The organism is Halopseudomonas xinjiangensis, from assembly GCF_900104945.1.
Taxonomy (GTDB): domain Bacteria; phylum Pseudomonadota; class Gammaproteobacteria; order Pseudomonadales; family Pseudomonadaceae; genus Halopseudomonas; species Halopseudomonas xinjiangensis.
Window position 1 is genome coordinate 915,800 of the sequence record NZ_LT629736.1, and the last position, 19,968, is coordinate 935,767.

A 19,968-nucleotide genomic window follows, 5' to 3' on the forward strand; every position below is an offset into this window, starting at 1 on the left:
TCAGTCCGCCTTGCCCATGCCGCGCGGCGCCTTGCTGTGGCCGTAGGTTCGCGGGGTGGTGTAGTAGTCGATGGTCGGTGCGGCCAGGTTCATCAGCAATACGCCGAAGGCGACCGCGTCCGGATAGCCGCCCCAGGCGCGAATCACGTACACCAGAATGCCGACGCCGGCGCCAAACACGATGCGCCCCAGCTTGCTGGTGGCCCCGGAAACCGGGTCGGTGACGATAAAGAACGCACCGAACATCGCCGCACCGCTGAACAGGTGAAACAGTGGCGAGCCGTTGGAATCCGACCCCGAGCCGCCCCAGAACAGCAGGCTCATCACGAACAGCGCGCCGAGCATGCCGGCCGGCGCATGCCAGCTGATGATGCGCTTGTAGATCAGCACCAGCCCGCCGACCAGATAGGCCAGGTTGACCCACTCCCAGCCAAAGCCACCTAACGAGCCAAACACCGGGCGCGCCGCTTCCAGCTCGGCGATGGTCAGCGCTTTGTTGTTCTTGAGAATATCCAACGGCGTGGCCACGGCCCAGGCATCGATCGGCTGGCCGCTGCCGAATACGCGCTGCAGCGCCTCGGTGATCGACGGCAGCGCAGCGGAAATATCCGCCAGCGCCTCGGCGCCGCGGGCGATCGGCCAGGTGGTCATCTCGACCGGGAAGGAGATCAGCACCACCGCGTAGCCGATCATCGCCGGATTGAACGGGTTCTGCCCCAGCCCGCCATACAGCTGCTTGCCAAAGATGATCGCCACCGCGGTCGCCACCAGCACCACCCACCACGGCACATAGGGTGGCAATGCGAGTGCCAGCAACCAGGCAGTGACCAGCGCGCTGCCGTCACTCAGAAAGAAGCCCACCGGACGCTTGCGCAACTTGAGGATCAGCGCCTCGGTAAGCAGCGCGAATACGCTCGCCAACACGATGTTGACCAGCGTGCCGATGCCGAACAGCCAGGTCATCACCGCCACGCCAGGCAACGTCGCGCCGAGGACCCAGAGCATGATGGTCTGCGTGCGGTTATTGCCTCGCGCGTGCGGCGAGGTGATGCGAACCAGCGCCATCAGCGCGTCTCCTTGGCAGACATGTACTCGGCGAAGGCCTTGGCGGCCTTGTCCAGCGCCTCGCGGGTGTTGAGCAACTGCGCTTCGGCAGCATCGATGTCGCCACCGTCGTCGCGCGCGTCCTGCACGTCGCGTTCGGCCTTCTTGAACGCGGCCTTGGCCGTGGCCATGTCGGTCTTCAGCTGGCGCAGGGTTTCATCAACCGGCTTCTTGTCGACCAACTGGCGCTCAGGCGGCGGAATGGGGCTGCTGGCTTCCGCCTGCTCCAGTGCGCGCAAGGCCTCGAGCTGGCGCTGACGCAGCGGCTCGATTGATTGCTGCAGCTCGGCGTCATCCGGGTTGGCTGCCAGCGCTTTCTCCGCCTTCTTCAGTTCAGCCTTGGCCATGGCCAGCTCGACCTTGGCCTTCTTCAGATTCTCGTCCACCGGCTTCTTCGCTGGCTCGTCTTTCGGCAGGCGCGCTTCGGCGACTGCTACCTGCTCGCGCAGGGCATAGAGTTCCTTTTCCTGCTCTTCGGTCGGCGTGTCGCCCGCGGCGCGTTCGGCTTTTTTCAGCGCCGCGCGGGCCATGGCGGCTTCGATCTTCAGGCGCTTGGCTTCATCATCTGCCGGTGCTGCGGCGGGAGGTGGCGTCGGCTTGACTGAAGTATCGCCGGCAGCGGCATCGAACGCGGCCTGCGCATCCTTCCAGGCCTGTTCCAGTACCGGAATTTGCGCCTGCAGGTCGACGTTGTCCGGGTTGGAAGCGATTTGCTTCTGCGCCTTTTTCAGCGCCATTTGCGCGGTCGCAGCAGCGATCTTCAGCTGCTTCTGTTCAGGCGACAGTCCGCTGGGCTTCTGCGCCTCGACGCGCTCGACGTCCGGCGCGGACACTGGCGGTGCAGCCGAGGCTTCGGCCGCTTCGGCTTCCTTGGCTGCTTTGAGGCGCGCGGCCTTTTCGGCGCGCTGCTGGCGCTCCAACTCCTTCTGCTCGGCCTCGCGCTGCAACCGCGCCTGGCGCTGCTCGAAGCGTTGCTTGGAGTGGTCGGCCTTGTGCGCCTGCAGATCCAGCGCGCGGATTTCCGCCTTGGAGGCGCGGTAGTACTGCACCAGCGGAATGCTGCTCGGGCACACGTACGAACAGGCGCCGCACTCGATGCAGTCGAACAGGTTGAGCCGATTGAGCTGCTCGTATTCCTTGCCCAGCGCAAACCAGTGCAGCTGCTGCGGCAGCAGGTTGGCCGGGCACACTTCCGAGCAGAAGCCGCAGCGAATGCACGGCTGCGCCACCGGAGGCGGGGGGAGCTCTTCCAGAGTGCCGGCGAGCAGGCAGTTGGTGGTCTTGACGATGGGCGCGTCCATGCTCTGCAGCGTGAAGCCCATCATCGGCCCGCCCATGACCAGCCGATACAGCTTGTCTGCCTGCAACCCGGCGAAGGCCAGCAGCTCATGAATCGGCGTGCCGATCAGCGCCTCGACATTGGTCGGGCGCTGTAGCGCGGCGCCGGTCAGCGTGGTGATGCGCTTGACCAGCGGCTGGCCGAGCAGCACCGCGTCATGCACCGCAATCATGGTGCCGATGTTCTGGCAGACCATGCCGATATCCGCCGGCAGGCCGCCGCTGGGCACTTCCTTGCCGGTGAGAATCTGGATCAGCTGCTTCTCGCCGCCGCTCGGGTATTTGGTCGGGAACGACACCACCTGCATCGCCTTGCCTTCGCAGGCGGCGCGCATCGCCTCGATGGCTTCGGGCTTGTTGTCCTCGATGCCGATCAGCACCGTCTCCGGCTGCAGAATGTGCGCAAGAATCTCGATACCAGCGACGATCTCGGCGCTCTTGTAGCGCATCGCCGTGTCATCGGCGGTGATGTACGGCTCGCACTCGGTCCCGTTGATGATCAGCGTATGGATCTTCTGCTCGGGTCGGGCGCGTAGCTTAGCCGCCGTCGGAAAGCCCGCGCCACCCAGCCCGGCGATCCCGGCCTCGCGGATGATCTCGGTCAGTGTGGCCGGCTCCAGCGCGCTGTAGTCGGCGACTGGGTCGAGCTCGGTCCACTGATCCTTGCCGTCCGGCTCGATTGTGATCGCCCATTCTTCCAGTCCGGACGCATGCGGGTAGGGCGCAGGTCCAATCGCTGTCACTGTGCCGGAGGTCGGCGCGTGCAGCGGGCAGCTGACCATGCCGCTGGCTTCAGCGAGCAACTGGCCCTTGAGCACCGTATCGCCCACCTGCACCACGGGCTCGGCACGCGCGCCGATATGCTGCTGCAACGGCAGAATCAGCCGGCTCGGCATGGGCGCGGCTTCCATCCCGCGCTGGGTCGACTCGGTCTTGTGTTCTTCCGGGTGAATGCCGCCTGGAATATCCCAGATACGGATGGGAGCGGCTTGCATCAGGCGGCACCTCGTTGGGCGTCGGTGGCGATCAGGGTTTCGCCGGGCAGTGGGTAGTCCCACTTCCAGGTGGCCGGTGTGGTTGGCAGCGGCACCATGTCGATGCAGTCGACCGGGCAGGGCTCCACGCATAGGTCGCAACCGGTGCATTCATCGACGATCACCGTATGCATCTGCTTGGCCGCGCCGAGGATCGCATCGACCGGGCAGGCCTGGATGCACTTGGTGCAGCCGATGCATTCGGCCTCGCGAATGTAGGCGACGGTGCGCGGCTTCTCTTCGCCGTGTTCGGCATCCAGTGGCAACGGTTCCACGTCCAGCAGATCGGCCAGCGCCTGAATGGTCGACTCGCCACCGGGCGGGCACTTGTTGATCGGCTCGCCATTGGCGATGCCTTCGGCGTAGGGCTTGCAGCCAGGGTGGCCGCACTGGCCGCACTGGGTCTGCGGCAGCAGGTTGTTGATCTGGTCGACGATCGGGTCGCCGTCAACCTTGAAGCGAATGGCGGCGTAACCAAGGATCGCGCCGAACACGACGGCCAGGGCCAGCACAACCAGAATGGCGGTAACGACGATACTCATGGCATTACAACCTGATCAGGCCGGTAAAACCCATGAACGCCAGCGACATCAGCCCGGCAGTGATCATGCCGATGGCGGCGCCACGGAACGGAACGGGTACGTCGGCAATGGCGATGCGCTCGCGCAGACCGGCGAACAGAATCAGGATCAGCGAGAAGCCCACCGCCGCGCCCAGCCCATAGATGGCCGATTTCATGAAGGTCTGCTCGGCCCGGTTGGTGTTGAGCAGCGCCACGCCGAGCACCGCGCAGTTGGTGGTGATCAGCGGCAGGAAGATACCCAGCACACGGTAGAGCAGGGGGCTGGTTTTGTGCACCACCATCTCGGTGAACTGCACGACCACGGCGATCACCAGAATGAACGAGATGGTCCGCAGGAATTCCAGGCCGAACGGCACCAGCAGGTACTGGAAGGTCAGGTAACTGAGGATGGACGCCAGCGTGAGCACGAAGGTGGTTGCCATCGACATGCCGATCGCCGTCTCCAGCTTGCCAGACACGCCCATGAACGGACACAGCCCGAGAAACTGCACCAGCACGAAATTGTTGACCAGAATGGTACTGATCAGAATCAGGGCAAATTCCGTCATGTCACCCAACCCAGAATGGAAAAGAGGCCGGCACGAGGCCGCGCCGGAGTATACCGTCTGGAGCCCCGCACGCGAAGCACAAAGGCCGCGCGGTTACCCGAGCGGCCTTGGTTACTTCACGCGCTGATTACATGACACGCTGGCCGGGCTTGGCGCCGCTATCCGGGCTGAGCAGGTAGATGTCCGAGCCACCGGGGCCGGCCGCCAGGACCATGCCTTCGCTGATGCCGAACTTCATCTTGCGCGGCGCCAGGTTGGCCACGTACAGCACCAGCCGGCCTTCCAGCTTGCTCGGGTCCGGGTAAGCGCTCTTGATGCCGGAGAACACGTTGCGCTTGGCATCGCCGATATCCAGCGTCAGGCGCAGCAACTTGTCCGCACCCTCGACGAACTCGCACTTCTCGACCAACGCGATACGCAGATCGACTGCCGAGAACGCATCGAAGTTGATCTCAGGTGCCAGCGGCTCCTTGGTCAGCTCACCGTTGCCGGTCGCCTGCGCGGTACCGGAATCGGTCGACGAAGCGGCCAAATCCTCCTTCGATGCAGCCACCATCGCCTCGATCTTCGCCGGCTCGATGCGCGTCATCAACGGCTGGAAGGCGTTGAGCTGGTGATTGGTCAGCAGCGTGTCCAGATCGGTCCAGGCCAGCGGCTCAACATTGAGGAACTGCTCGGCCTGCGAAGCCAGCGTCGGCAATACGGGTTTGAGCATGGTCACCAGCTGGCGGAACAGGTTGATGCCCAGCGAGCAGATCGCCTGCACTTCGTCCTGCTTGCCTTCGATCTTGTTCAGCGCCCAGGGCGCCTTGTCGGCAATGTACGCATTGGCCTTGTCTGCCAGCGCCATGATCTCGCGCATGGCGCGAGAGAAGTCGCGCTTCTCGTAGGCCTCGGCAATGCTCGGGGCTGCGGCGGCGAACGCCTCGGTCAGCTCCGGCGCCGGGTTGGCATCGACCATCACGCCGCCGTTGCCCTTATGAATGAAGCCTGCGCAGCGGCTGGCGATGTTCACCACCTTGCCGACCAGGTCCGAATTGACCTTCTGCACGAAGTCTTCCAGGTTCAGGTCCAGATCTTCCACGCCACGGCCGAGCTTGGCCGCGTAGTAATAGCGCAGGTATTCCGGGTTCAGGTGATCCAGGTAGGTGCGCGCCTTGATAAAGGTGCCGCGCGACTTGGACATCTTCTGACCGTTCACCGTCAGGTAGCCGTGCACATTGACCGCGGTCGGCTTGCGGAAGCCCGCGCCCTCGAGCATCGCCGGCCAGAACAGCGTATGGAAGTTGACGATGTCCTTCCCAATGAAGTGATACAGCTCGGCGGTCGAGTCCTTGCCCCAGAACGCATCGAAGTCCAGCTCCGGCGTGCGGTCGCACAGGTTCTTGAAGCTGGCCATGTAGCCGATCGGCGCATCCAGCCATACATAGAAGTACTTGCCCGGCTCGCCGGGAATCTCGAAGCCGAAGTAGGGCGCATCACGGCTGATGTCCCACTCCTGCAGGCCGCTGTCCAGCCACTCGGCAATCTTGTTGGCCACCGCATCCTGCAGCGTGCCGCTGCGCGTCCACTCCTGCAACATCGCCTGAAAGTCGGGCAGCTTGAAGAAGAAGTGCTTGGAATCCTTCAGCACCGGCGTGGCGCCGGAAATGGCCGAGCGCGGGTCCTTCAGCTCGGTGGGCTCGTAGGTCGCGCCGCACTTTTCGCAGTTGTCGCCGTACTGATCTTCCGCCGCGCACTTGGGGCAGGTGCCCTTGATAAAGCGGTCCGCCAGGAACATGCCCTTCTCGGGGTCGAAGTACTGCGTCACCGAACGGGTAGCGATGTGTCCGGCATCGTTCAGCCGCTTGTAGATCAGCTCCGACAGCACCCGGTTCTCGTCCGAATGGGTCGAATGGAAGTTGTCGAACGCCACCAGAAAATCGGCAAAGTCCGCACTGTGCTCGGCCTGCACGTTGGCAATCAACTGCTCCGGCGTGATGCCTTCCTTTTCGGCACGTAGCATGATCGCCGAACCATGCGCATCGTCCGCACAGACATACACTGCCTGGTTACCGCGCAGCTTCTGAAACCGCACCCAGATATCCGTCTGAATGTACTCCAGCATATGCCCCAAATGGATCGAGCCGTTGGCGTAGGGCAGGGCGCTGGTAACGAGGATCTGGCGAGGCTTGGCGGTACTGGGCATGGGCGTTTTGGGTTCTTTGCGGTTGAACGGGGAAAGGGTTGGGATGATAGCAGATGGGGAAGGGGTGGGGGGAGCGTCTAAGTCCCTGCTCGGCAAGAGAAGGGCCCGCGCCGCGTTGGAAAAGGACTTTCGTTGTAATATCCTCTGGGGGGGGAATGGACGCCATAGACGCTCCTCTATATAAAGCTTCAAGATGGACATTTTTCGACGGAAAATGAAATCATCTTTGAGTGAGGCTGCATGCTACTTGAAGTAGTCCAATAAAGACTGTTACGCCCGAGACCAACGCTAGGGAGCTTGTATGAGCGATGAGATTGCATGGATTGATGCTGAGGATGACTTCGGATCATCAGAAGATATAAGTTTCACAGAATATGACATTTCAGCATCGCCCAATGATTTTAACGTTAAAACCTTATTCGATTTCATTGGCTCTGGTGTCGTTAAAATTCCGGGTTTTCAGAGAAACTATGTATGGGACATAAAAAGGGCTTCGAAGCTGATTGAGTCGATCCTGATCGGTATTCCTGTGCCCCAGATATTCTTATACGAGGAAGCAAAAAACAGATTTACCGTGATAGATGGTCAGCAGAGATATATGACCATATATTATTTTATGAAAAAAAGGTTTCCACGAAAGGAAAAGAGACAAGAGCTGAGGGTTATTTTTGATGAAAATAAGGGGATCCCTGAGCATGTTTTAAGTGACAACGAATACTTTCTAGATTTCAATCTAAGTTTGCCGACGAGTCAGCCAAATCAAAAAAATAAATTCAACGGGAAAAATTATTCTACGCTTGATGAAGATGATCGAATATCGCTAGAGCTAAGGACTATAAGGAATATCATAATAAAACAGAATGCTCCGAATGATGATCACTCTGTTGTATTTGAAGTATTCAACCGCCTAAATTCTGGAGGGGTAAATCTAAAGCCTCAAGAAATTAGAACGAGTCTTTTCCATTCAGACTTTTACGATATGCTTTACCGCGCCAACTTGCTGAAAAAATGGAGAGGACTGACTCCCTCGGAAGTGCCAGATTTGAACATGAAGGATGTAGAGATTCTCCTCCGAGGATTCGCGATGCTAATAGAAGGTGAGAATTACCAGCCATCTATGACGAGGTTTTTAAACAAGTTTTCGTTCATAGCTAAGTCCTATCCGAAAGAAAATATAGAATATCTGGAAAAGCTATTCGAAGCCTTTATTGATAAGGCTGGCGAGGCGGGCGCTAAGTTATTTCATAGTAAAACCGGACGATTCAATATCTCTGTTTATGAATCGATATTTGTCGCGGCCTGCTCTGCTGCTTTTCGGAACAAAAACTTGGAAATATTGGATATTGATGCAGGGAAGTCGGAGGCGCTAAAAGAGGATCAGGAGTTTATTAATGCAACGCAATCCGAGACTGCTAGTGCGAAGAACGTGATGCTCAGAATCAATAAAGCTAAAGAAATATTAAACTAACATGACGCCAGTCGATGTTCTTAATAGCGAATATCATTCGATCGTTGAGTTTCTCAACGAGAATTCGCAGCCATCTCTTTCCAGTGATGTGAATAAGTACTTCAAGAAAGTTATCGTTCTTTCATCGGCAAGTTATTTCGAACACAGAATACAGGACATATTGACAAAATTTGTGGAAGAAAAGACTAATAACGATATATGTGCTATCAACTTTTTCAAGAAAAAAGCTATAGGAATGCAATATCATACATACTTTACATGGGGCGAGAAAGGGAATCCGGATAAACCTGGAAAGAATGCTAATAGTTTCTTTGCGCTTTTTGGGGATGACTTCAAAAAAGCCGTCGAAGCTACGATAAAAGATTCGCCAGCCCTGGATCTTTCAATGAAGTCCTTTTTAGAGATAGGGCATTTAAGAAATATTCTGGTGCACAGTAACTTTGCTGCGTATAATCTCGATAACAAGACCACGGATGAAATTTTGGAGCTGTACGGCAATAGTGTGCCGTTTGTTGATTTCATCGAGCAAGTTCTGAAACGGTAGCATCATCAGTCGAAGCCGAACGGCGGAGCGACTAAGGTGCTACGTTATAATTAAAATAGCAAGGCTGTATTTTTGAACAAATTACGCTTGGCTGCAAGGGCACAGCGTCAGTGTCAAGGGTGGAGGATGCGTCTTGGAAGCTAAAGCACCGACCTTAAATATAAAATCGGCTGAACATATGAAAGCAGATCAATCCCATAGCCAAGTCGTTTACCGGATGCCAACATTCTCGCTTGGGCTTCTTCAACGTTGATGGCAGCGCAAGTTAACTCATCAGGGGAATCACAGAAGCCAAGGCGCATAGCTCCAGGCAAGCGAATCGAGTCGCGCCGTTGAAATCGACGCTATTTCTGTGCGGAAGGAGATTGATTGGTGTCCGACTACGATTTTCGACAGTTGAATGATAAAGAGTTCGAGGTGTTTTGTGCCGACCTTCTGGGGGTTGTGCACGGACACAGAATCGAACGATTTAAGCCCGGCAGAGATTCCGGTGTGGACGGACGTTTTTTTTCAAGCTCCGGTAAAGAAGTGATACTTCAGTGCAAACATTGGAGTAGTACGCCACTTGGAAATCTGATACGGACTCTCAAGAAGGCCGAGAAACCGAAATTAGAAAAGTTAAATCCAGAAAAATATATATTTGCAGTTTCTAATCCGTTATCCAGAAGTGATAAAGAGGAAATATTCAAAATTTTCGCTCCCTATATTTCCTCTGAGAGTGATATATACGGAAAGGAGGATTTGAATGATTTGCTGAGTAAGCACCCTGCAGTCGAAAGGCGACACTATAAACTTTGGCTACACAGCGCGTCTGTGATAGCCAATGTATTCAGTAGCGCCCTAATCGGAAGAAGCGAGCATTCTCTAAAGGAGATTGTCAGCACGTCAAGGATGTACGCGATTACATATAACCATGAGCGTGCGCTAACAATTCTTGAAAAATTGGGGGTTCTGATCATCTCTGGTGAGCCGGGTGTCGGAAAAACTACGCTCGCAAATCACCTCTGTTTAAAGTACGTGGCTGAAGGATACGAGTATTACAAGGTTTCCGACGACATTAAGGAGGTAGAGTCAGTATTCAATGCTAACGCCAAGCAGATATTTTATTTCGACGATTTTCTAGGTCGGAACTACCTTGATGCGCTGCGGGGGCACGAAGGTAGTCAAGTTACGCAATTCATAAGACGGATTTCCGCGAACAAAAAAATGCGGTTTGTGCTTACCTCTAGAAGCACTATCCTAAATCAAGGAAAACTACTATTCGATAGCTTTGAGCACGACAATCTGAAGCGGAATGAGTTTGAATTGAGAATCAAGTCTCTATCTGAGATAGATAAGGCCAAAATCCTTTACAACCACATTTATCATTCAGGTATTGGTGATGATTACGTCGAGCAGTTATATGTTGACAAAAGATACAGAGCCGTTATCTCCCATCGTAATTTCAATCCGCGATTAATTAGCTATATCACCGATCCAGCAAGGTTAGAAAATTGTCCTGCAGATGCTTATTGGCAGTACGTCGTTGCCTCTCTTGATGATCCATCTCAGATATGGGATAACCCATTTAGCGTGCAACTAGATGACTTTGGCAGAGCACTGGTTCTTTTTGTTGTATTGCACGGTTATGCAATCCACGAAAGTCAATTAGCAGAGGCGTATCAGTGCTTCGTGTCGTTGCCGAGCAGTCAAAGCTTGCAAGGTAGAAGAGACTATCTGACTAGCTTGCGTGTACTCACTGGCTCGTTTCTAAATAGGACAGTGTCTTCGGTCGGTCTACAAACGATAGATCTGTTCAACCCTTCAATTGGCGATTATGTTTTGCGACGTTACTCACGTGACGTGGCTTCGATTCAGACGGCTTTGATGTGTTTGAAAACTACGATGTCGCTATACACGCTTATCAGCTTGAGAAGATGGGAATATGTTTCCTATGCTCAGTATAAGCAAATTTGCCGAGCGCTCCTGAAGAATGCCCATGTCAGTGGGTATGAGGGTTTGAGGTGTTCTTATATCTCTAAATTAATTAGAATTTACATAGAGTTGTTTGGCGAGGGCGCTCGAGATGAGTCAGAAATTCAAGCTGCGGTTTTACATTTGATAGCGGCTCGGCATGGCGAAATTAGTGAGGATTCATTTGTAGCGATGAAGTGGGCGGTCGAGGTTGAACTGATCGCACCGCTGGACGCTGCAAAGTTTGTCAGTGCTCATTACCAATTTGCTAGCTCCGATGAAGAAATAAGGTCGATCTCGGAGCTCATTGAAAAGTTCCCTAAAGGCTTTGAAGAATACACAGCAGTAGGTGATGTCGTTAGGAGTCACGTCTTTAGCCTCATTTCCGAGAACTTTCTCGAATTCGTTGAAGCAAACGATGCGTTTTCAAAGGTCCAGTACGGTGACTACGACTCAGCAAAGCAAGAGCTTGAGCATTTGCTCGCGGGAAAGCTGGATGAGCTGGGGATTTCCTACGACCAAACAAACATTTCCGAGATAGTCGGTTGTTACGATATTGCTTACGAGCTAGACAGGTATTTCGAGAATACCTTTGACACTGGCGATCGCAGCGTAGAAGGACCAATAGGTCTCATCATCGACGAGATCGATGACCTGTTTGAAAAATCATAGTTTACGCGAAAAAAGAAAGATTGAACTGACCCCGATTTCCACGGACACCGGCCTAAGGGACAGTGTGCAATCGTTCATACTCTAACGGCGTCACGTACGCCACGGGAAAAGGTGGCACACGGAAAAACGGAAAAGGGGACAGATTTATCTTTCCCTCTCCGGTAGCAACATCCTTGCGCCAGTTCACGGCCCCGCTCGCTGATCAAGGAGCCATCGGCTTCAGATGAAAGTCAGCCGGTTTCGAAAACCTTCATCTGCCCCGCGATTCGTCAACACTAGACGCGTGCCGGTCCGATAGGTAAGCGATAAACAGGGCGGATGCCGCCAGTATCGTGAGGCCAATGAAGTCGCCCTGCAGTAATGGCGTGGTACCTGTTTCTACTCCCCCAATCAGTACCAGCGCTGCCGCTGCGAGCAGATACAGCAGGTAGCCGGCAAGGCGCGGCAGAAGCTGCCCCTGGCGCAGACCTATCCATACCAGCCCTGTTGCCTCGATCGCCCAGGTGGCCGATGTCCACTCGGCATCCAGTGCGAGCGGGACGGCCAGTGTCGCAAACAGAATGCCTAGCCCGAGAAAGGACTCGTACAGCAGGCGCAATGGGTGATCCTCGGGGCGCCGAAGCGCTGCGGCAATCGCCAGATAGACTGCAGCCAGCACGACAGCGCTGAGTTCGATACCGTGATCGGTATGTTCGAGCAGGGCGTACTGCAATCCGAATACGACGATGGGCAAGCCAAACACCAGGCTGCCGTCTACCAGCCCTCTCAGCCTGGGTGGCTGGCGGAGCGCGAACAGAATCGAGACAGCCAGGTACAGAGCGAAGAAGGCCGCTATGAACAGCTGAGCTGACATGTAGTGTTCGGGACGGTACTGCATCAGGCACCACGCGCAGGTGATGCCGAAGGTAAACACGAATCCGACCCAATTGTGAGAAATCGGGGTCAGATGAACATTAATTCGTCTGGCTCTTCGGTGGTCGACCCGGTTTCCCTGCGCTGACTGATTGGCCGCTCAGCATCTCTATTTCGCGTTTGAACTTATCGTTCCCCAGAGCCAGACCGCTGAGCGTGGTGGTACGTATCGCCTCGACCAGGTGGTCCGGAAGTACTTCTTTGAATAATCGGCGATAGGCGGACTGCCGCTCCGCTTGGGTCTTTCCCAGCTGTTGAGGATGGAAATCGGGGTCAGATGAACATTAATTCGTCTGGCTCTTCGGTGGTCGTCCTGGTTTCCCTGCGCTGACTGATTGCCCGCTCAGCATCTCTATGTCGCGTTTGAACTTATCGTTTCCCAGAGCCAGACCGCTGAGCGTGGTGGTACGTATCGCCTCGACCAAGTGGTCCGGAAGCACTTCCTTGAATAATTGGCGATAGGCGACCTGCCGCTCCGCTTGGGTGTTTCCCAGCTGTTGATAGAGTGCATGGGGCGAAACCAGTCGGGACGCTTTGCCAAACGCATTGGTTCGGTAGCTGCTCCAGCGGTAGTCGCCCGGAGCGGTCACCATCGCTGCTCGAACGGGGTTGAGCTCCGCAAAAATTGGGGTCAGATGAAGATTAATTCTTTTCGAGGAGGAGCGGAAAATCGATCAGTTCAATGAATGCGTCATCCGCGGTATATGCGTGTGCGGTAACGCTTCATGCGAACTCAAAGAGAAGAGCTTATTCGCGCATTCGTTCGTGCTTCCGATGATTTCTGGAGCGTTTTGGTTTATACCTCTAGTTTTCGCCGCGGTCGGAGTGAACGTTCTCTCGGAAGGTCTACGAAGACCCCCGCAGAAGGGTGAAATCACTCTGGAATCGCTGGCAGACCGCTCTCCTAGATTAGCGGCAAAAGCGATCAGACGATTACGGGATAAGCTGAGCTGAACTGACCCCGGTTTCACGGACACCATAAAAAAGGTGCCAGGTTTATTTTTCCCCTTCGAAGGGAAATCGGGGTCAGATGAACAATAAAATCGTCTGGCTCTTCGAGGGAAATCGGGGTCAAAAAATATTGGGGTCAGATGAGCATCAATTCGTCTGACCTCCGCAGAAATCGTAGGGCAATTGGGGTCAGATGAAGGTTAGCCGGCTTCCGTGCGGAAATCGAGGTCAGATGAACATTAATTCGTCTGACTCTTCGGTGGTCGACCTGGTTTCCCTGCGCTGACTGATTGCCCGCTCAGTATCTCTATTTCGCGTTTGAACTTATCGTTCCCCAGAGCCAGACCGCTGAGCGTGGTGGTACGTATCGCCTCGACCAGGTGGTCAGGAAGTACTTCTCTGAATAATTGGCGATAGGCGGACTGCCGCTCCGCTTGGGTGCTTCCCAGCTGTTGATAGAGGGCATGGGGCGAGACCAGTCGAGACGCTTTGCCAAACGCGTTGGTTCGGTAGCTGCTCCAGCGGTAGTCGCCCGGGACGGTCACCATCGCTGCTCGAACGGGGTTCAGCTCTATATAGCGCTGGCACTGGAGTAGGTATCCATCGGAGTCGACCAGGCAGGACCGGTAGCGTCCTTCCCACAGGGTGCCGGTACGCCGGTGGCGATTGTTGAAATAACGGACATAGCGCCTCCCCAATGCCTGCATCATCAATCCTATGCTTTCCGGGCCGGTCGGCGTAGCAAGTAGATGAATATGGTTGGTCATGAACACCCATGAATGAACGGCCACGCTGTATTCGTTTGAGTATTCGCATAACCACTGCCCGAAGGTGAACATATCTTGCTCGTCTGTGGAAATCGGGGTCAGATGAACATTAATTCTTCATTAATTCTTGGCAGGAATCGCCGAGGACGGGGAAGAACGCGAGCGGCGACTAGATCACAGAAAGCGGCAGAATACTCACCTAGAAATGTTCATCTGATCCAGATTTCCGGCCCCGATTTCCCGTGCCGATCCTGCAATGTTCATCTGACCAGCTTTCGCCGACTTTCCGGGTCGCTTTTCCGTGCTAGACAATCACATCGATACTGTGTTTTTATACAGCTGTGTGCTTTTGCCATGCTATACGAACACCACAACGCTAAGCGGACAATCCTTCATCCTTTGCGACGTCTGGACGTCCTTCTGGTTGACGTCCAGACGTCAGGTTGATATGGTCTGCGAACCAAATCCTAGGCGAAAAACGATGTCTTTAGCTCCCGGTGTCATACGTGATGCAATTATTGCTTTCCTACATACATTGGGCGACGACGCGTCATCCAAGGAGATTGCCGCCGGGATCTCGCGCACTTTAGGGCAGGTATCACCGTCCTCGGTCCGCTCGTACCTTGCTCTCAATACTCCCAAGATATTTGAACGCACCGGGCGAGGACGTTATCGCTTGCAGGGGCTTCCCCTGATCAATTCGTCCGGCGGCGGTAATTTTACACAGGAAAAAATAGGACAAGCCACTTTGTATCGCGCTGACTGCTTCGACTGGTTAGCCTCGCAGGAACCTTGTTCAGTACATGCAGTCGTGACCGACCCGCCTTACGGTCTTGTCGAATACACTGCTAAAGAGACAACGAAGCTTCGCGCTGGTAAAGGAGGGGTATGGCGAATTCCTCCATCTTTTGATGGGCATACCAGGGCTCCGCTTCCACGTTTTACAGTCCTCGACGATCGGGACCGTCAGGCTCTCCATGCCTTTTTTACGAAGTTTGCTTTGCTTACTGCTCGGATCGTTGTGCCCGGCGCGAATGTAATCATTGCGTCGAACCCTCTGCTTTCCCACATCGTCGCTGATGCGATGACTTCCGGAGGTCTAGAGCTCCGGGGATACGTCGCGCGCCAAGTGATGACCATGAGAGGTGGCGATAGGCCGAAGAACGCACACGAGGAGTTCGAGGGCGTGTCGGTGATGCCTAGGTCTCAATGGGAACCATGGGTCGTATTGCGCAGGCCACTCGAAGGGCGAGTGCAAGATAACTTGAGAAAATGGAAAACGGGGGGATTTAGAAGACCCAGTGTGGATAAGCCTTTCGGCGATGTCATACGGTCTCATCCAACACCAGCAACTGAGAAGAAAATCGCGCCACACCCGTCCCTAAAGCCTCAGGCGTTCATGCGTCAATTAATCAGAGGCGTACTCCCTCTTGGGGAGGGAGTAGTCCTCGATCCATTCATGGGGGCGGGATCGACGCTCGCTGCCGCTAATGCTGTCGGCTATAAAAGCATAGGCGTGGAGTTGGACGAAGACTTTTATCAGCTGGCAAAAAATGCGGTCCCTGAGCTATCTCATCTTCGTATCAAAAGCATTGAAGACTGAGCCTGACGAGCCTTACCTCTTCTTTCTCGCTTTTGCCTCTGGCGCACGAGTCGAGGCATAGGAGGGGATTTTATAAACCCACCCTTCCCGAAGCTTTTTGACGCCCTCTGCGTGGAGGGTTGCAGTACGGGTGCCAAGCTCGCCTCGGGCGTTTTTGCGAAAATCATCCACTGTCACTTGCGCAATGTAGACCTCAGTAAATTGCATGGGAAAGCGGTCCGAGACAGGTTGGGTCTCGTTATCGACCTCGTAGACGAAAACACACATCCATTGTGTGCGCGCACCATGCGTATCAACCGCTCCACCTGTTTTTCTCGTGCTTTTGATTTCTACTCCTTGTTCTCCAGCTTTCACGGAGTCATTGGCGTAGATTCCTCGAACAATCAGATCGGGATGACCGTTGAAATACTGGTTTTCAACGAGCGCGCGGGAGGATTTCGCTAATACTGCAGTGATCATGTCAGAGATCAAACCCGACATGATTGCTGGGCGAGTCATGTCGTCCAGACGTTGCAGGCCTTTACCAGACAGGGCCGTATTAACGTCCGCAAAAAAATCGTAAACGTCCTGCATTGCGTGCTCAAAATCGATCAGCCGCAGGTCATACGGAAGGTTGACGTTCTGGTTGAACGCGGCCCTGTCAATCGTATTTTTCTTGACCAATGATATTCTTCCTTGAAGTCTAAGGTGGTGAGGATGAGAGCGCAGGCTGATGCTTACCCAGCGCTTATGGCGCCAACATTACTCTATCTTGTACTAGAAACGCGACATCCGCGAAAATTGGGTTTAGATCAGATGAACATTCCGACTGGCTCCTCGGTGGTCGACCTGGTTTTCCCACCCTAACTGCTTGCCCCGCTCAGCATCTCAATTTCACGTTTGTGAAAAAGGGGTCGGATGAACATTAAATCGACTAGCTCTTCGGCGGTCGACCTGATTTCCCGGCGCTGACTGATTTCCCGCTCAGTATCTCTATCTCGCGTTTGAACTTGAGAGAAATCGGGGTCAGATGAACATTAATTTGTCTGGCGCTTTGGTGGTCGGCCTGGTTTCCCCGCGCTGACTGATTGCCCGCTCAGAATCTCTATTTCGCGTTTGAACTTGTCGTTCCCCAGAGCCAGACCGCTGAGCGTGGTGGTACGTATCGCCTCGACCAGGTGGTCCGGAAGTACTTCTTTGAATAATCGGCGATAGGCGGACTGCCGCTCCGCTTGGGTCTTTCCCAGCTGTTGATAGAGAGCATGGGGTGAAACCAGTCGGGACGCTTTGCCGAACGCGTTGGTTCGGTAGCTGCTCCAGCGGTAGTCGCCCGGGGCGGTGACCATCGCTGCTCGAACTGGGTTCAGTTCTATATAGCGCTGGCACTGGAGTAGGTAATCATCGGAGTCGACCAGGCAGGACCGGTAGCGGCCTTCCCACAGGGTGCCGGTACGCCTGTGGCGAGTGTTGAAATAACGGACATAGCGCCGTCCCAATGCCTGCATCATCAATCCTATGCTGTCTGGGCCGGTCGGCGTAGCAAGTAGATGGATGTGGTTGGTCATGAACACCCACGAATGAACGGCCACGCTGTATTCGTTTGAGTAGTCGCACAGCCACTGCCCGAAGGTGAGCATATCTTGCTCGTCTGCAAAGCAGACCTGGCGATTATTTCCTCATTGAATCAGATGCTGGGGTATGCCTGCGTAAGAAAGTCGCCGCCGCCTGGCCATGTTGAGTCCCTTCCAGTTTCGCAGGCGCATCTTGGCAGGAATCGTCGAGGACGGGGAAGAACGCGAGCGGCGACCAGATCACAGAATGCGGCAGAATACTCACCAGAAATGTTCATCTGACCCCGATTTTCTCGGATTTTCTTTCGAGGTCACCAGTTGCTTGCACAACTGACGGCGATCAAGAGCCTGCTTATTCGCCGAGGGCACCTGGAGCAAGACGATATAAGCGAGCCGATGCAAGTAGCTGCGCAGAAAATCGACGCCGCGCTGACCGCGCCCCATTTAGCCGCGTTGCCAGATGTGCCGGTGCATCAGGCCTGGCCTGTTGAGAACACAGGTGCCGATTCGCTCGATTACGACCTGAAACCCTGGATTCTGCGGCGGTTGAATCTGTCTGTCGATATCGCCATCAAGCTGCGTCAAGATGCGGATAGGGCATTAGCGATCAGGAGTGCCGAGAATCGCCAGGCTAGCCGGGACCGACCGAACTGACCTTCAATTTCTCCCAACGAATAGGAGATTCACCCTTTGGCTTCCAGTCTGCTTGCGCTGATCGATGATATCGCCACCATTCTCGACGATGTCTCGATCATGACCAAAATCGCTGCCAAGAAAACAGCCGGTGTGCTGGGCGATGACCTTGCGCTCAACGCGCAGCAAGTGACCGGTGTGAAGCCGGTCCGAGAGTTGCCGGTAGTGATGGCCGTGTTCAAGGGCTCCTTGCGGAACAAGCTGATCCTGGTTCCTGCTGCGCTGTTGATCAGTGCATTCATCCCCTGGGCGGTGACGCCTTTGTTGATGCTGGGCGGCGCGTTCCTCTGCTACGAAGGCTTCGAGAAACTGGCGCACCGATTTCTCCATGACGATACCGAAAAGCATGCCGAAACCGTCAAGGCGCTATCGGATCCGCATGTGGATATGGTGGCTTTCGAGAAGGAGAAAATCAGCGGAGCGGTAAGAACCGACTTCATTCTGTCTGCGGAAATCATCGCGATCACGCTGGGCACAGTGGCCGACGCGCCGTTCCTGCAGCAGGTCCTGGTGCTGACAGGCATTGCATTGATTATGACCTTCGGCGTTTACGGCCTGGTTGCGGGCATCGTCAAGCTGGACGATCTGGGTCTCTTGTTGAGCCAGAAGACCAGCGCCGTGGTAAAGCGTATTGGCAGGGCCATACTCTTTATCGCGCCCTGGTTGATGAAAGCCCTTTCAATCGTCGGCACGGCAGCGATGTTCATGGTCGGTGGCGGCATTCTTACTCACGGCTTCACCGCTGTGCATCATGCGATTCTAACCAGCGCCGAGTTTACCCTGGCTCTGCCGTATATAGGCTCAGTGATGAGCGGACTGTTGCCAACGCTCCTCGATGCGCTGTTTGGCATATTGGCTGGTGCTGTGATTCTCGGCGTTGTCACGTTGGGGAGCCGGCTTTTTGGGAAGGGTCGGGCTCACTAACCTGTCCGGTTTATTGGCGCGACGTTGGGCCTACGTGCGGAGCGCCGTGGCCCAGGCTGCCCAGACAAAGTAAATCTGCACTCTTAATCAAAAGCCGCTTATAGCGCTTACTCCACCATCCTGATCAGACCCTCTTGCGCCACCGAAGCGACCAACTGGCCATCCTGGCTGTAGATGCTGCCTCGGTTGAGTCCGCGCGAGGCTCCGGACCATGGGCTGTCCATAACGTATAGCATCCAGTCCTCGGTTCGGATTTCAGCGGCGTGAAACCAGATGGCGTGGTCGATGCTGGCGGAGCGAATCTGGGGGTCGCGCCAGGTCACGCCGTGAGGCCGCATGCAGGTACTGAGCAGGGACAGATCCGACGCGTAGGCGAGGGTGGCTCGTTGCAATGGCGCGCTATCCCCTATCGACTCGCGGCTGCGGAACCACATGCTCTGCTGGTCCGTCGGCTCGACTTTCAGGAAGTTGGCATCACCGTTAACCGGCCGGACCTCGAAAGGGCGCTCCCGGCTGAGCATGGGGTAGAGCGCCTCAGGAAGCTGGTCGGCGTGCACCTGGGCGAGTTCTCGCTCATTCGGCAAGCCTTCCGGGCCGCGTTTTTCTGGCATCGGTTGCTGGTGGGCCAGCCCCGGCTCGGGCGCCTGGAACGACGCCGTCAGGCTGAAGATCGGCTTGTCGTTCTGCCGGGCGACCACCCGGCGGTTGCTGAAGCTGCGGCCGTCCAGGTCGGCGAAGACCTCATAGTGGATCGGCAAGGCGCTGTCGCCCGGGCGCATGAAATAGTTGTGGGCGGAATGCACCTGTTTGTCCGGGGCCACCGTGTTGGAGGCCGCCATGAGCGCCTGGGCCAGCACTTCGCCGCCAAAGATTCGGCCGCGATCGCCCTCAAGGCGGTGCCCGATGAAGTGAGTCTCGTCGATCCGGTCCACCTCCAACAGGTCGGATAGCGAGCTCTTCTGTTTCGGTTGGTTCATGAGGTGAGGTTCTCGTGCCAATTTGGAAGCGCTTCCAGCGGAGGGGAACCTTAGCACAGCCGACCTGCGCTGTTCAGCGTCTACATTAACGGGGTCAGAAGAACCTTAATTTAGCCAGAAGCGTTCGTCTGGCCCCATTTCTCCAAGCGTGCGCATGCC

General features: G+C 55.4%; 17 protein-coding genes. 6 read left to right on the plus strand and 11 right to left on the minus strand.

Annotated elements, in window-relative coordinates; translation table 11 throughout:
- From rsxD to metG, 5 genes are all read right to left on the minus strand, one after another.
- Complete coding sequence (gene rsxD, locus BLT85_RS04125; protein ID WP_093391963.1) at positions 1-1,065, minus strand: electron transport complex subunit RsxD; 1,065 nt, start codon at positions 1,063-1,065, stop codon at positions 1-3.
- The gene (gene rsxC / locus BLT85_RS04130; protein WP_093391964.1) at positions 1,065-3,437 is read right to left on the minus strand and encodes an electron transport complex subunit RsxC; all 2,373 of its coding nucleotides are present in this window, start codon (positions 3,435-3,437) and stop codon (positions 1,065-1,067) included. Before rsxC ends, rsxD begins: the two co-directional genes overlap by 1 nt.
- Positions 3,437-4,018, minus strand: coding sequence for an electron transport complex subunit RsxB (rsxB, locus tag BLT85_RS04135; protein WP_093391965.1), 582 nt, complete (start codon positions 4,016-4,018; stop codon positions 3,437-3,439). Before rsxB ends, rsxC begins: the two co-directional genes overlap by 1 nt.
- A gap of 4 nt (positions 4,019-4,022) precedes the next feature.
- On the minus strand, positions 4,023-4,607 hold the full coding sequence (rsxA, locus tag BLT85_RS04140) for an electron transport complex subunit RsxA (protein ID WP_093391966.1): 585 nt from the start codon (positions 4,605-4,607) through the stop codon (positions 4,023-4,025).
- A gap of 127 nt (positions 4,608-4,734) precedes the next feature.
- Entirely contained in the window at positions 4,735-6,795 is a 2,061-nt protein-coding gene (gene metG / locus BLT85_RS04145) for a methionine--tRNA ligase (protein ID WP_093391967.1), read from the minus strand.
- 301 nt (positions 6,796-7,096) lie between these two features.
- On the opposite strand from metG, the gene BLT85_RS04150 reads away from it, so the two are divergent.
- The 3 genes from BLT85_RS04150 to BLT85_RS04160 all read left to right on the plus strand — a co-directional run bounded on the left by BLT85_RS04150 (position 7,097) and on the right by BLT85_RS04160 (position 11,432).
- Positions 7,097-8,263 carry a GmrSD restriction endonuclease domain-containing protein gene (locus BLT85_RS04150; protein ID WP_093391968.1) on the plus strand — a complete coding sequence of 389 codons (1,167 nt, stop codon included), beginning with the start codon at positions 7,097-7,099 and terminating at the stop codon, positions 8,261-8,263.
- 1 nt (position 8,264) lies between these two features.
- Positions 8,265-8,807 (plus strand): HEPN domain-containing protein, encoded by a 543-nt coding sequence (locus BLT85_RS04155; RefSeq protein WP_093391969.1) that lies wholly within the window; start codon positions 8,265-8,267, stop codon positions 8,805-8,807.
- Between the two features lie 372 nt (positions 8,808-9,179).
- Positions 9,180-11,432 (plus strand): nSTAND3 domain-containing NTPase, encoded by a 2,253-nt coding sequence (locus BLT85_RS04160; RefSeq protein WP_157718119.1) that lies wholly within the window; start codon positions 9,180-9,182, stop codon positions 11,430-11,432.
- A gap of 250 nt (positions 11,433-11,682) precedes the next feature.
- Here the strand turns inward: BLT85_RS04160 and BLT85_RS04165 are convergent, their stop codons facing one another.
- The 3 genes from BLT85_RS04165 to BLT85_RS04175 form a co-directional block, all read right to left on the minus strand.
- Complete coding sequence (locus tag BLT85_RS04165; RefSeq protein ID WP_231701532.1) at positions 11,683-12,309, minus strand: DUF2339 domain-containing protein; 627 nt, start codon at positions 12,307-12,309, stop codon at positions 11,683-11,685.
- Positions 12,310-12,628: 319 nt separating this feature from the next.
- Positions 12,629-12,937: a hypothetical protein gene (locus BLT85_RS04170; RefSeq protein WP_093391972.1), complete on the minus strand. Its 309-nt coding sequence runs from the start codon at positions 12,935-12,937 to the stop codon at positions 12,629-12,631.
- Positions 12,938-13,534: 597 nt separating this feature from the next.
- Positions 13,535-14,086 carry a transposase gene (locus tag BLT85_RS04175; RefSeq protein WP_231701533.1) on the minus strand — a complete coding sequence of 184 codons (552 nt, stop codon included), beginning with the start codon at positions 14,084-14,086 and terminating at the stop codon, positions 13,535-13,537.
- A 457-nt stretch (positions 14,087-14,543) separates the two neighbouring features.
- On the opposite strand from BLT85_RS04175, the gene BLT85_RS04180 reads away from it, so the two are divergent.
- The gene (locus BLT85_RS04180; RefSeq protein WP_093391974.1) at positions 14,544-15,665 is read left to right on the plus strand and encodes a DNA-methyltransferase; all 1,122 of its coding nucleotides are present in this window, start codon (positions 14,544-14,546) and stop codon (positions 15,663-15,665) included.
- Between the two features lie 12 nt (positions 15,666-15,677).
- Here BLT85_RS04180 and BLT85_RS04185 read toward each other — a convergent pair whose 3' ends face one another.
- Together BLT85_RS04185 and BLT85_RS04190 are read right to left on the minus strand one after the other, a co-directional pair.
- Positions 15,678-16,328, minus strand: coding sequence for a hypothetical protein (locus tag BLT85_RS04185; protein WP_093391975.1), 651 nt, complete (start codon positions 16,326-16,328; stop codon positions 15,678-15,680).
- Positions 16,329-16,681: 353 nt separating this feature from the next.
- Positions 16,682-17,281, minus strand: coding sequence for a transposase (locus tag BLT85_RS04190; protein WP_231701534.1), 600 nt, complete (start codon positions 17,279-17,281; stop codon positions 16,682-16,684).
- Between the two features lie 252 nt (positions 17,282-17,533).
- Between BLT85_RS04190 and BLT85_RS04195 the strand changes: the two genes are divergently transcribed.
- Both BLT85_RS04195 and BLT85_RS04200 read left to right on the plus strand, forming a co-directional pair.
- Entirely contained in the window at positions 17,534-17,869 is a 336-nt protein-coding gene (locus BLT85_RS04195; protein WP_093391976.1) for a hypothetical protein, read from the plus strand.
- A gap of 36 nt (positions 17,870-17,905) precedes the next feature.
- Positions 17,906-18,832, plus strand: coding sequence for a DUF808 domain-containing protein (locus BLT85_RS04200; protein ID WP_093391977.1), 927 nt, complete (start codon positions 17,906-17,908; stop codon positions 18,830-18,832).
- Between the two features lie 107 nt (positions 18,833-18,939).
- Here the strand turns inward: BLT85_RS04200 and BLT85_RS04205 are convergent, their stop codons facing one another.
- A complete protein-coding gene (locus BLT85_RS04205) occupies positions 18,940-19,809 on the minus strand; it encodes an acyl-CoA thioesterase (protein ID WP_093391978.1) in 870 nt (289 codons plus the stop codon).
- Positions 19,810-19,968: the final 159 nt, after the last annotated feature.

Excerpts from the sequence above, each read along its gene's own strand:
- rsxD (WP_093391963.1), bottom strand. The coding sequence starts at position 1,065 with ATGGCGCTGGTTCGCATCACCTCGCCGCACGCGCGAGGCAATAACCGC.
- rsxC (WP_093391964.1), bottom strand. The coding sequence starts at position 3,437 with ATGCAAGCCGCTCCCATCCGTATCTGGGATATTCCAGGCGGCATTCAC.
- rsxB (WP_093391965.1), bottom strand. The coding sequence starts at position 4,018 with ATGAGTATCGTCGTTACCGCCATTCTGGTTGTGCTGGCCCTGGCCGTC.
- rsxA (WP_093391966.1), bottom strand. The coding sequence starts at position 4,607 with ATGACGGAATTTGCCCTGATTCTGATCAGTACCATTCTGGTCAACAAT.
- metG (WP_093391967.1), bottom strand. The coding sequence starts at position 6,795 with ATGCCCAGTACCGCCAAGCCTCGCCAGATCCTCGTTACCAGCGCCCTG.
- BLT85_RS04150 (WP_093391968.1), top strand. The coding sequence starts at position 7,097 with ATGAGCGATGAGATTGCATGGATTGATGCTGAGGATGACTTCGGATCA.
- BLT85_RS04155 (WP_093391969.1), top strand. The coding sequence starts at position 8,265 with ATGACGCCAGTCGATGTTCTTAATAGCGAATATCATTCGATCGTTGAG.
- BLT85_RS04165 (WP_231701532.1), bottom strand. The coding sequence starts at position 12,309 with ATGCAGTACCGTCCCGAACACTACATGTCAGCTCAGCTGTTCATAGCG.
- BLT85_RS04170 (WP_093391972.1), bottom strand. The coding sequence starts at position 12,937 with ATGGTGACCGCTCCGGGCGACTACCGCTGGAGCAGCTACCGAACCAAT.
- BLT85_RS04180 (WP_093391974.1), top strand. The coding sequence starts at position 14,544 with ATGTCTTTAGCTCCCGGTGTCATACGTGATGCAATTATTGCTTTCCTA.
- BLT85_RS04190 (WP_231701534.1), bottom strand. The coding sequence starts at position 17,281 with ATGCTCACCTTCGGGCAGTGGCTGTGCGACTACTCAAACGAATACAGC.
- BLT85_RS04205 (WP_093391978.1), bottom strand. The coding sequence starts at position 19,809 with ATGAACCAACCGAAACAGAAGAGCTCGCTATCCGACCTGTTGGAGGTG.